Origin of the sequence: Streptomyces sp. NPDC053076 (assembly GCF_044546845.1) — a bacterium.
GTDB lineage: Bacteria > Actinomycetota > Actinomycetes > Streptomycetales > Streptomycetaceae > Streptomyces.
In genome coordinates this window covers 1-13,277 of sequence record NZ_JBITZL010000003.1, presented here as the reverse complement: position 1 = coordinate 13,277, position 13,277 = coordinate 1, and the positions used below count along the sequence as shown (strand labels likewise).

The 13,277-nt window shown below is 68.5% G+C and carries 3 protein-coding genes and 1 pseudogene; all 4 read right to left on the bottom strand.

Going from position 1 to position 13,277, the window contains the following annotated elements:
- Nucleotides 1-17: 17 nt before the first annotated feature.
- Nucleotides 18-785 carry an arylamine N-acetyltransferase gene (locus tag ACIGYR_RS13600; RefSeq protein ID WP_399598702.1) on the bottom strand — a complete coding sequence of 256 codons (768 nt, stop codon included), beginning with the start codon at nucleotides 783-785 and terminating at the stop codon, nucleotides 18-20.
- Between the two features lie 113 nt (nucleotides 786-898).
- Nucleotides 899-6,217, bottom strand: a pseudogene (locus ACIGYR_RS13595) (type I polyketide synthase); the annotation flags it as partial.
- Between the two features lie 33 nt (nucleotides 6,218-6,250).
- A complete protein-coding gene (locus ACIGYR_RS13590) occupies nucleotides 6,251-11,641 on the bottom strand; it encodes a type I polyketide synthase (RefSeq protein ID WP_399598699.1) in 5,391 nt (1,796 codons plus the stop codon).
- Nucleotides 11,642-11,672: 31 nt separating this feature from the next.
- A partial coding sequence (locus ACIGYR_RS13585) for a type I polyketide synthase (protein ID WP_399598696.1) occupies nucleotides 11,673-13,277 on the bottom strand: 1,605 nt, incomplete at its 5' end.

Below are 13,277 nucleotides of genomic sequence, written 5' to 3'. Positions count from 1 at the left end.
CGTGGTGGTTCGTCTGCTCAGCTCCAGTAGGTGCTGACGATCTTTTCGAGTTCGTTCTCGTCCCGGATGAGACGAAGCCGCTCCTCGCCGTCCTCAACGGACAGGAAGAGGTTCGCGGTGAGCGTGACCTGCCCGTTGTCGATGACCCGTCGGCGGCGCCGCGGGTGCGCCACCATCTCCTCCAGCGGCAGGGCGTCGCGCCAGCGGGCCCAGTCCGCGGTGGTACGCGTCTCCGGCAGGAAGCGGTAACTGTCGCGCCAGTCTTTGGCGCGGGTCTTGTACTCGAGGAAGTAGTGCTTCTCCCGACGGGTCAACCGGAACTCGATGCCGTCCTGGACCACGGTCTCTCCGGAGAACGGCAGCGGCTCCACGATGGAGATGCCCGCGTGTCCGGCGTCGGCGAGCCAGTCCTCACCGTCGATGGTGACGCGCATGACCATGTGCTCGATGTCAGGGCCCCACACTCCCCCCGGCAGGAGGGTGGCTGCGGCCAGCACCTGCACGTCGAAGCCCAACTCGACGAGGAGCCGATGGAACATGAAGTTCAATTCGACGCAGATGCCGCCCCGGCCGCTGAGCACGATCGTCTCGAAGGCCGGGTCAAGGTCGAAAGACGCCTGGGCCAGGCCGAGGGCGTCACCACTGCTGTTCAGGTCCAGGGCGTAACCACTGTCGTAAGGGATCCGCATCTGGTGCTCGCGGTGGATCTTCCGCAGGGTCGCCAGGCTTGCGTCGGGCGTTCCCGAGAAGCCGAGGTACTCCAGGTACTTGTCCTTGTCGAACATGCTTTGTCTCCTTGGGTGTTCGTCGTCGGCGAGTGGCGGAGGGGGTAGGTCGGTGACCGGTGCGCCGGCCGTGCTGCGTCGCATTGTCGGATTCCGGCAGGGAGACGAGTCGGTCATTGATCTCCGCGCACCATGCGTGGAGTATCCGGCGAGCCCACGTGGGATTCGAGGCGTTCCAGCAGCTCCTCGGCGGCCAGTTCCGCGGTGGGGTACTCGAAGGCGAAGGTGGCCGGGATGCGGACGCCGGTGAGCGCCGACAGCCGGTTCCTGAGTTCGATGGCGGTCAGAGAGTCGAAACCGATGTCGAAGAAGGAAAGGTCCGGTCCGATGTCGTCCGCGGACACGTAGCCGAGGATCGTGGCGACCTCGCGCTGGACCAGGTCGACCAAGATCTTGCCTCGCTGGTCCGGGGACGCCTCGGCCAGCCGATCCGCCAGCGTGTCGGCCCCGGTCGCCCCATCACGGGCGGGCCGCCGACTGACGCGGATGAGGCCGCGCAGCAGTGGGGGGACGGACGCGGAGTCGGCCTGGTCCCATATCGCCTCGAGTTCCATCTTCGTCAGGACCTGAACAGCGTCACGGTCAAGCAGCGCGAGGTCGAACAGCTCCATGCCCTCTTGCGCCGTGAGTTCGGTGCTGTTCCAGCGGTCGAAACGCTTCAGCTCGACCTCAGCGAGTTTGTCCAGCGCGTCCGATCCCTGCCCCCACCATCCCCACACCAGTGAGATCGCCGGCAATCCGGAAGCATGACGGCGTACAGCTAGCGCGTCGAGGTAGGAGTTCGCGGCGGCGTAGTTGCCCTGACCCGCTGAACCGAAGATCCCCGAAAGAGAGGAGTACAGGACGAAGGCCGCGAGGTCGAGATCGCGCGTGAGTTCATCCAGAATGTGCGCCGCATCGGCCTTCGGACGGAGCACCGCGTCGAGCTGTTCGGGCGTCAGGGACGTCACCACACCGTCATCCAGCGCTCCGGCTGCGTGGATCACGCCGGTAAGGGGGGTGTCCTTGGGAACCGAGGCCAGAAGCGCGACCATGGAGTCTCGATCGGACACATCGCACGCTACGACTCGGACGAGCGCCCCGAGCCCCTCGAGTTCGGCTTCCAACTCGGCCGCGCCCGGTGCGTCCGGTCCCCTCCGGCTGACCAGGATGAGGTTTCTGATCTTATGCTGGGAAACCAGGTGCCTGGCCGCCAGGCGACCCAGCCTACCCGTACCGCCGGTGATCAAGACCGTGCCCTCGGGGTTCAGTGGACGGCCATGGGCATCGGCGGGGGCGGCCTTGACGAGCCTCGGCACCGCCACCGCGCCTCTGCGAAGTGCCGCCTGAGGCTGCCCGGACGCGAGTACATCGGGAAGGCGCCGGGCTGACGCCTCCGTGCCGTCCGTGTCGACCAGGAGGACGCGGCCCGGGTTCTCGGACTGTGCCGAACGCAGCAAGCCGGCAGCCGTTGCAACGGCCAGATCGGGAGCCGGGTCCCCGTCCTGGACGACCGCACCCACCTGTGTGAGAGCGACGAGAGGAGTGTCCTGGAAGGCGGGTTCTGCGAGCCACGCCTGGACGACCTCCAGCACTCGCCCGGTGAGGTCCCGGACGGCGGCGTGGTCCGTACGTCCGTTCCCGGCCACATCGAGGAGGAACATGCCGGGGGGCGTTCCGGCCACGGCACGAACGTCCTCGGCGGTTGTCACGGGTACGACGTTCAGCTCGTCATGCACGCTCCTGACGGAGATGGGCTCCCAGGCCACACGGAACATCTGCTCCTTGGACGCACCTGAGCCGACACGCAGCAGTTCCGGGACCACCGGTCGCAGGACCATCGAGTCGACGGCAGCCACAGGTGCGCCGAAGGCGTCGGCCAGGCGCAAGCGGATCGTGTCGCGGGCGAGCGGTGTGAGGTGGACCCGCAGTGTGGAGGTTCCGACGGCGTGCAGTCTGACGTCGCGCCAGACAAATGGCAGAGCCAGCTTCGGGCTCTCGCCGGCCATATCGGTGCGGAAGGCACAGGCGTGCATGGCCGCGTCCAGGAGGGCCGGGTGCAGCCCGTAGTCATCGCCCTTGCCTGCTGCCTCGGGCAGTGAGACCTCGGCGAACACCTCCTCGCCGCGCGTCCACGCCCCGCGCAGGCCCCGAAAGGCCGGACCGTAGCCGTATCCCGCCTCTGCCATGCCGTCGTAGGCGTGGGCGAGTACGTCCGGGTCGACGGCGGTGGCGCCGGGCGGCGGCCACTGGGTGAGGTCGAAATCGGCCCCACCCTCCTCCGGCACCAGGCGCCCGGAGGCATGACGGGTCCAGCTCCCACGTGGACCGGATTCCTCCCAGCGGGAGTGAATCTGGACGGTGCGGTGGCGAGATTCGTCAGGCTCACCCACCCACACACGTACCTGGACACCGCCGCTCTCGGGCAGCAGTAGGGGGCGCTCGATAACCAGTTCGCCGACCAGGCCGCACCCGATCTCGTCGCCGGCGCGGACCGCGAGTTCCACGAAGGCTGCTCCGGGCACGAGGACGACTCCGGCGGCCGCGTGGTCGGCGAGCCAGGGGTGCGTGCGCAGCGACAGCCGGGAAGTGAACAACACGCCGTCCGAGCCGGGGATTTCGGTGACCGCGCCGAGCAGGGGATGGTCCGCCGCCTCGAGACCGAGGCCTGGTGCGTCCCCACCGGAGTCTGCCGGATCCAACCAGTAGCGCTGGCGCTGAAAGGCGTACGTGGGCAGATCTACGGGCCGCTCCGTACCGCGGCCGAGGACGGCCCCCCAGGAGACCTGAACGCCGTGGGTGTGCAGGTGGGCCAGCGAGGCGAGGAACCTGCGCGGGCCGCCCTCGTCGCGGTGCAGCGACCCGGTGACGACAGCGGGTGCCTGGAGCTCCTCCAGGACGTCCTGGACGCTCGACGCCAGCACAGGGTGGGAGCTGACCTCGATGAACACTCCATGTCCATCACCGGCCAGGGACCGAATGGCCGGGTCGAACTGCACGGTCTGACGCAGGTTGCGATACCAGTACTCGGCGTCCAGTTCCGTGGTGTCCTGGAGTCGCCCGGTCACCGTGGAGTACAGCGGCACGCGCGAAGGCCCGCCGGAGATCCCCGTAAGTGCCTCAAGGAAAGAGTCGCGCAGCACATCCATCTGTGAGGAGTGTCCGGCGGCGTTGGCCCTGTGGATCCTGCGGGCGTGGATGCCCTCGGTCTCGCACCGGGCGAGCAGCTCTTCCAGGGCGGGCAGTTCACCGGTCACGACCACTGAGGAGGGTCCGTTGACTGCGGCGATCTCCAGGCCCGGCAACTCCTCGATCAGCACGGAGGCGGCCTTGACGCCGGCAACGAGGGACGCCATGCCTCCGCGTCCCGACAACTCGGCGCGGATAGCCTTGGCCCGGTAGACCACGAGGCGGGCGGCGTCCGGAAGGGACAGCGCACCGGCGAAGCAGGCAGCGGCGATCTCGCCCTGGGAATGACCCACGACCGCATCCGGGACGACCCCGCACGCTTCCCACAGCGCGGCAAGCGACAGCATCAGTGCCCACGACACCGGCTGCACGACGTCGATGTCTTCAAGGGACCGGGCGCCCTCTACCTGCCGCACCACATCGAGCAACGACCAGCCGGTCAGCGGGTCAAGCGCCTCGGCGCACTCGGCCATGCTGGTTGCGAACACGGGCGACGCCTCAAGCAGTTCCCTTCCCATGCCCGCCCACTGTGCGCCCTGGCCCGGGAACACGAAGACAGTCCGGCCCACTACGCTCTCGGCCGTTCCCCTGACGACACCGGTCGCTGACTCGCCGTTGGCCACAGCGTCCAATGCAGTCAGCGCCTCTTCCCGGTCCTCGGCGAGCACGATCGCACGGTCGGGGAGAAGACCCCGGCTCTGCACCAGCGACCGGCCGACGTCAAGCGGGTCCAGCTCTTGACATTGCCTCAGGAACGAACCAAGGCGCCGGGCCTGACCGGCGAGACCCGCCTCGCCACGGGCCGAGAGGACCAGTGGCACAACCGAGTCGCCCAGCACGCGCGCCTTCTCGTCGGACGGGTTCACGGACGTCTGCTCGGGCGCCTGCTCCAGGATGACGTGCGCGTTGGTGCCGCTGACGCCGAAGCCGGAGACCCCCGCACGACGAGGACGGCCGATCTCGGGCCACTCGTGCGCCTCGGTCAGCAACTCAACCGCTCCAGCAGACCAGTCGACCTGAGGCGTGGGCTCGTCCACGTGCAAAGTCCGCGGCAGCACACCATGCCGCATGGCCATCACCATCTTGATCACACCAGCGACGCCTGCCGCATGGCCCGCGTGTCCAAGGTTCGACTTCACTGAACCGAGCCACAGCGGCAGTCCGGGCTCACGGCCCTGACCATAGGTGGCGAGTAGGGCCTGTGCCTCGATCGGGTCGCCCAGGGGGGTTCCGGTGCCGTGCGCCTCGACGATGTCGACATCGGCGGGCGACAAACCAGCGGTAGCGAGTGCCTGGCGGATCACCCGCTGCTGCGAGGGCCCGTTCGGCGCGGTGAGTCCGTTGGACGCGCCATCCTGGTTCACCGCAGTGGCCCGTACGACGCCGAGAATCTCATGTCCGTCACGGATGGCATCGGAAACCCGCTCCAACAGCAGGACGCCCACGCCCTCGGCAGAGTTCGTTCCATCTGCGGATGCCGCAAACGCCTTGCACCGGCCGTCCTTCGCAAGAGTCCGCATACGCGAGGCCAACACCAAGCCGGCGGGAGTGCACATCACGCTGGAGCCCCCGGCCAGCGCCAACGACGACTCGCCCGAACGCAGGGACTGCACTGCCATGTGCAGGGCTACCAGGGACGACGAGCAGGCCGTGTCGACCGTGACTGCGGGCCCCTCGAACCCGAGAGTGTAGGAAACCCGTCCCGACAGGACGCTCGCCAAGCCGCCGGTCATCAAGTAGCCCTCGAGCTCGTCGGGGACGCTGTGGAAACCGGTGGCGTAATCGTGCCCGCCCACGCCGGCGAACACGCCGACGTTCTTGCCACGCAGAGTAGCCGGGTCTATGCCCGCCCGTTCGATCGCCTCCCACGACGTCTCCAGCATCAGACGCTGCTGCGGGTCCATGACCAGCGTCTCGCTTTGTGAGATGCCGAAGAAACCGGCGTCGAACTCGCCTACGTCGTGCAGGAACCCGCCTTCCCGTACATAAGTCGTGCCGGCCCGATCGAGGTCCGGGTCGTACAGGTTCTCAAGATCCCAGCCCCGGTCGGTGGGGAATGCGCCGACTGCGGAACGACCATCGGCGATCAACTCCCACAACTCTTCAGGTGACGACACCCCACCGGGGAACCGGCACGCCATGCCCACGATGGCGATCGGTTCAGTGAAGCTGTCGCGGATCTTCTTGTTCTCGTTCTCCAGCTGCTCGTTCTCGATCAGTGAAGCCCGCAGCGCTTCGACAAGCTTTGCCTCTGAGCTGGTCATTCGCTGTCTCCATTCGTTCCGGTCGTGCGTCCGCTACTGCTTCCGGGCTTTCCTCATTGCGCGCTCCACCAGGTCGTCAACGCCCATCTCCTCGATCAGCAGCTTGCCGTCCTGCTTCGGTTCGGCGGTGTCCGGCGCTGTGGCACTTTCACCACCGGGGCTCGCCACCAGTTGCAGGAGCTTCTCCATGAGCCCGAGTTCCTGGAACCGGGACAGAGGCGTGGTGACCAGGACCCTCCGGATCTCGTCCTCCCGACCCGCCAACTCGCCAACGGCCTCAGGGCACAGTTCCGCGAGCAGACGGCGCATCAGGCTCCGGGGTGTGGGATGGTCGAAGATGATCGTGGCAGGGAGGCGGATCCCTACGAGTCCGTTGAGTCGGTTGCGGAGTTCAACGGCCAACATCGAGTCGAAGCCGACCTCCCGGAAAGCCCGGTCGGGGTCGACCTTGCCGGGTGTTGAATGGCCCAGGACCGCAGCGACCTCGCGCCGGATCAGATCCAGCAGCATCTGCTCTCGCTGGACCGGGAGCGTGGCGGCCAGCCGTTCAGCGAGGCCGCCCCAACGGGGGGCCACGTGCCGAGCGGTGCGACGGCCGGCACGCACGAGGCTCCGCAGCAGTACGGGTACGGGTTCGGACGCGGCTTGGGCGCGCAGCGCGGCGTAGTCCGGCTTGGCCGCCAAGAGCACCGCGTCGTCCGACTGCAGCGCCGCGTCGAACAGCTCCAGACCCTCCTGGCTGGAGTGTGCCACCAGGCCCTGCGGGGCCATCCTCCGCTGAATGGCCATGCCCCGGTTCCCGCTAGTGCCGGTCTGGTCCCACACCCCCCATGCGAGGGAGATGCCGGGCAGGCCGGAGCGGTGGCGGTGGAGGGCGAGGGCGTCCAGGCAGGCATTGGCGGCGGCGTAGTTGCCCTGGCCGGGGTTGCCGAGGACTCCAGCGGCGGAGGAGAAGAGGACGAACGCCGCAAGATCGATGTCCCGGGTCAGTTCGTGCAGGTGCAGTGCGGCGTCAAGTTTCGGCCGCAGCACGGTGTCGAAACGCTCCGGGGTCAGAGCCGTGAGCACGCCGTCGTCGAGGACTCCGGCGGTGTGAACGACGGCGGTGAGCGGGTGCGCATCCGGTACGGCGGCCAGGAGCGCCGCGACAGCGTCCCGGTCGGCGGTGTCGCACGCGGCGATGGTGACGGTCGTGCCGAGGGCGGTCAGTTCCTCGAACAGCGCCGCCGCCCCTTCGGCATCCGGTCCGCTCCGGCTGGCCAGCAGCAAGTGCCGTACGCCGTGTTCGGTCGCCAAGTGCCGGGCGACGAGACTGCCGAGCGTCCCCGTGCCGCCCGTGACAACAACGGTGCCGTCGGGGTTGAGCTCGCGCCGGGGACCTTCGGCAAGCGGGGCGCGCTTCAGCCGAGGGACGAAGGCCACGCCACCGCGCACACGGACTCGGGGCTCGCCTGTGGCCACCGCGAGCTGCACGGCGTTCACGGCCGTCGTGTGCTTGGACGTCGCCGCACTGCCGCAGTGCTCGGCATGGTCGCTCTCGACAAGGACGATACGGTCCGGGTGCTCCGACTGTGCCGAACGCAGCAGGCCCGACACGGCGGCTACGGTGACATCGTCCTCGGCGTCCGGGACGATCACGACGAGGCGGGTGTGCGCCAGGGCCGGTGCCGCCAGCCATGCCTGGACAACGGCCAGCGCGGCGGCGACAACCTCGCGCGGGTCGGCGGGCGCATGCCCGGCCTCATACACCAGCAGGCCCGGTACCGCTGGACCGTCCGCCGCGAGGCCAGCAACATCTTCGGCATCGACGACGACCGCCGTAGTGCCGGCGTCCTCAGTCATCTCACCCGGGGAAAGGGGAAGCTCAACCCAGTCGACCTGGAACAGGGCCCCAGGGGCCGACGCGTCCTCGGTCTCTGCCTGTTCGGGCGAAAACGGCTCGGCGACAACGACATCAGCGCACAACACGGGCGCGCCGGTGGCATCGCTGACCTCAAGGCGGGTCTCGCCAGTGGTGTCACGGGCTGCGCGTACCCGCACCGCCGCGGCACCAGAAGCCAGCAAGGCCACCCCGCTCCACCGGGTCGCGATCACGTCCTCATCAGGAAACGCCGTTCGCACCGCTGCGTCGAGCAGCGCCGGATGCAGGCCGTAGCGGTCGGCATCGCCGACCGCCTTGTCGAGGGCCACATCGGCTGCGGGGCTGCCGGTAGGCCACGGGGCGCCGGAAGTGGACGGGGTCACCGGGCCGGGCACCAACGTGCCGTGCGCGTGGCGTGTCCACACCGCGTCCAGGCCGGCGTTGTCCGGGCGGGAGTACACCTCGACCGGCCGCCGCCCCTGCTCATCGGCCTCCCCGACGGTCATCTGCACGGCTCTGCCACCGCGCAGCGGCAACAAAACGGGCCGGTCCACGGTCAACCCCTCGACCACCGGACTGCCCACCTCGTCACCGAACCGGATGGCCAGCTCGACCAACGCCGCGCTCGGCACGACGACGACGTCACCGACGGTGTGATCACCCAGCCAGGGGTGCGCATCCACCGACCACCGCGAGGTCGTCATGAAACCACCGGAGTCCGGCCGGCCGACGATCGCCCCGATCAGCGGATGATCAGCACCCGCCTGACCGAGCGCGACGGCATCGACAGCAGGAGTGGAACGCAGCCAGTAATGCTCGTGATCGAAGGCATACGTCGGGAGCTCAATGTGTGAAGCACCGGCAACCGGCAGCATTGCCGCCCAGTCCACGACCACACCCTGGACGAACAGTTCGGCCATCGAGACCAGCAACCGGCCCAGGCCGCCATCCTCACGGCGTAGCGAACCGGCCACCACGGCCTCTGTGTCGGTCTGGTCGACGATCTCGCTGACCGGCTGGACCAGGACGGGGTGAGCGCTGGACTCCACGAAGACGGTGTGGCCGCCGGCCAGGAGGTCGGCGATGGCGGGACCGAAACGGACCTGGCTACGCAGGTTCCGATACCAGTAGCCGCCGCCCAGAACACCCGCCTCCTTTACCCACTCCCCCGTCACAGTCGAGTAGAAGGGAATCAGCGGGGCTTGGGCACGGATGTCGGAGAACGCCTCGCCCAGGATCTCCTCGATCGCCTCGACATGCCGTGTGTGGGAGGCGTAGTCCACAGCCACTCGGCGCACGCGGACGCCATCCGCAACAAGAACGTCGAGGGCTTCGTCGAGAGCCTCGGCATCACCAGCGATCACCACCGAGGACGGACTGTTGACCGCCGCCACCTCGACTCGATCGGCCCACCGCTCGATACGCTCCGCCACTTCAGTCTCGGACAGCGCCACCGACGCCATACCACCCCGGCCCGCCAAATCGCCCGCGATGACCTGACTGCGTACCGCCACAATCCGGGCAGCATCCTCCAGTGACAACGCACCCGCCACACACGCAGCCGCGATCTCACCCTGCGAATGACCCACCACCGCATCCGGCACCACACCGACCGACGACCAGACGCCGGCAAGGCCGATCATCACAGCGAAACTCGCCGGCTGCAGCACATCCACGCGCTCCAGGAGATCGGCCGGAGCATCCCCCCGCAGCACATCCACCAGCGACCAGTCCACCCAAGGCTCCAACGCCGCCGCACACTCAGCGATCCGCTCCGCGAACACCGGTGAGGAGTCCAGGAGGTCTCGACCCATGCCGGCCCACTGCGAACCCTGCCCCGGAAAGACGAACACGACCTTTCCGGCCCTGCCCAGAGCCGACACGCTGCCAGTGACCACACCGGGATGAGACTCACCCCGCGCCAGCGCACCAAGCCCCGCCAACGCCTCCTCCCCGGAGTCGGCCACGATCACCGCACGCTCGGACAACATCGCCCGCTGAGCGACCAACGCACCCGCCACGTGAGGCAGTGACACCTCACTCGACTCCACAAAGGACGTCAACCGCTCGGCCTGGCCCGCCAGGGACCCGGCACTCCTCGCCGACACCACCAGCGGAACCACACCCACATCGGTCCCCGCCAGCCCAGGCCCGACAGGCTCCGGCCCTGCGGGCTGCTCTTGCGGTGCCTGCTCCAGGATCAGGTGCGCGTTGGTCCCACTGACACCGAAGGACGACACACCAGCACGGCGGGGCCGGCCGGTGTCGGGCCACTCCCGGGACTCGGCCAGCAGCTCCACCGCGCCCGCGGTCCAGTCCACCTTCGCCGACGGGGCATCGACATGCAGCGTGGGAGGCATGACCCCGTGCCGCAGCGCCTGCACCATCTTGATCACACCAGCCACCCCCGCCGCGGCCTGGGTATGACCGATGTTCGACTTCAACGACCCGAGCCACAGCGGCCGGTCCTCGGGCCGGTCCTGCCCGTAGGTGGCGATCAGCGCCTGCGCCTCGATCGGATCACCCAGAACCGTCCCCGTCCCGTGCCCCTCCACCACATCCACATCCGCCGTCGAAAGACCCGCATCGGCAAGCGCCTTACGGATCACCCGCTGCTGCGACGGACCATTCGGCGCAGTCAACCCGTTCGAGGCACCATCCTGATTCACCGCGCTGCCACGGATCACCGCGAGCACCCGATGCCCGCGCCGCCGGGCCTCCGACAACCGCTCCAGGACCACCACCCCGACGCCCTCGGCCCAGCCGGTGCCGTCCGCGGCGTCCGCATACGACTTGCACCGGCCATCCGAGGACAGTCCGCCGTGGCGCGAGAACGCCTCGAACGCCCCCGGCGTCGCCATCACCTTGGCCCCACCCGCCAGCGCCAGCGAGCACTCCCCCCGCCGCAACGCCTGCGCCGCCAGATGGATCGCGACCAGCGAGGACGAACACGCCGTGTCCACCGTCACCGCCGGACCCTCAAAACCGAACACATACGACACCCGGCCTGAGGCCACACTCGACGCCGCCCCCGTGCCGATACCCCCCAGCTCGGAGTGCACGTTGCCACCCGCGAAGTAGTCGGTGCCCATGACGCCGGAGAACACCGCGACCTCTTGGCCCTTCAGCGTCCCCGGGTCGATCCCGGCCTGTTCCAACGCCTCCCACGAGGTCTCCAGCAACAACCGCTGCTGCGGATCCATCGCCAGCGCCTCACGCGGCGAGATCCCGAAGAAACCCGCGTCGAACTCCGCCGCGTCATACAGGAACCCGCCCCGGGGCACGTCGGGGGTGCCGGCCTGGCCCGGGTCGGAGTCGAACAAGCCCTCCACATCCCAGCCACGATCGGACGGGAAACCGGACACACCGTCCCGGCCCTCGCTGACCAGCCGCCACAAATCCTCCGGACCCGCCACACCACCGGGCAGACGACACGCCATACCCACAACGGCAACCGGCTCCCTGGAGGCCTCCAAGAGCTGACGGTTCTGCTTCTTCAGCGAGCCGACCTCTTCGAGCGACGCTCGGAGCGCCTCGACGACCTTTTCATAAGGAGCACTCACTTGAAATCCCCAACCATCAGGTGCCGCGGAGTCACTTGTCGCCGAGCGCCAGCTGCACAAGACCGTCGACGTTCAAGTCGGCGATCGCGGTCTCATCATCGGCGTCGTCCACCATGCCGATCGGCGGTTCGTGGTCATTGAGTTCAACCAGCCTGACCAGGGCGTCCAACAGTCCAGCCGCCCGGAGCCGGGCGAGTGGGAGCGATGCGAGCCCGCGCCGCAGCCGTGCCTCGTCCACGTCCGGGCCGGCCGTGACGCCGTCGGGGACCACTTCGCGGTGGAGATAGCGGGCGAGGGCGAGCGGGTTGGGGTAGTCGAAGACGATGGTGGCGGCAAGCTTGAGGCCGGTGGCCCCACGAAGGCGGTTACGCAACTCGACCGAGGTGAGCGAATCGAACCCGGAGTCCTTGAACGCCGTCTCCGCTCCGACCTTCGCGATCCCGGCATGACCGAGGACCATCGCCACATGACCACGGACAAAATCGAGCAGCAACGCTTCCTGCTCCTGTGATGTGAGCCCTGCAAGCCGGGCAGCAAGGCCACCACCACTGTCCCCCGCCCCTGCCTGCCTGTCTCCCGCCCGTGCCCGCCGCCGTCCGCCCTGCACCAGACCACCCAGAAGCCCTGGCAGACCCCCGCCGGCCACAGCATCAGCACGCAGCCTCCGCAGATCCAGCTTGATCGGCACCACCAGAGCCGCGGAAACCCGCAGGGCCGCGTCGAACAGCCCCATTCCCTCGGCGGCCGCGATAGGCAGGATGCCGCCACGGCTCATACGAGCCTGATCGACCTCACCCAGGTGAGCGGTCAATCCGGTGCTCTGCTCCCACAGCCCCCAGGCCATCGACACCCCAGGCAGGCCCGCCGCCCGCCGCCGGTGAGCCACCGCGTCGAGATAGGCATTGGCCGCCGCGTAATTGCCCTGCCCCGCCGCACCGATCAAACCCGACGCGGAAGAGAACACCGCGAACACCGACAGATCCATGTCCCGCGTCAGCTCGTCCAGATGGCCAACGGCCGTCACCTTCGGCCCGAACACATACGCCAACCGTTCCGGCGTCAGCGCGCCGATCACACCGTCGTCCAACACACCAGCGGTGTGGACAACACCGGTCAGCGGATGCTGCGCCGACACAGAACCCAGAAGCGCGGCCACCGCATCCCGGTCAGCGACATCACACGCCGTCACAGCCACCGATTCGGCACCCAACTCGCCGAGTTCGGCGGCCAGCTCCCGCGCCCCCTCGGCCTCCGGACCACGCCGGCTGACCAGAACCAGATGCCGCACACCGTGCTCAGCCACCAGGTGCCGGGCCAACAACGCACCCAGCGAACCCGTACCACCCGTAACCAGAACCGTCCCCTCAGAGTCGAAGACGGCGGGGACATCAGAGATGTCGGGGACGGCAGCACCGGTCGTGTCACGGACCAGACGTGGCGCGGACAACACCGTGCCCCGCACAGCGACCTGGGACTCGCCGGTAGCGAGCACAGCAGCGAGGACCGGTTCCATTTCGACGCCGGTGACGTCGAGGCCGGAGCCGGCAGGGTCGAGGTCGACGAGCACGATCCGGTCGGGGTTCTCGGTCTGGGCAGCCCGGACCAGACCCCACACGGCGGCACCGGCCGGATCGGT

Excerpts from the sequence above, each read along its gene's own strand:
- ACIGYR_RS13600 (WP_399598702.1), bottom strand. The coding sequence starts at position 785 with ATGTTCGACAAGGACAAGTACCTGGAGTACCTCGGCTTCTCGGGAACG.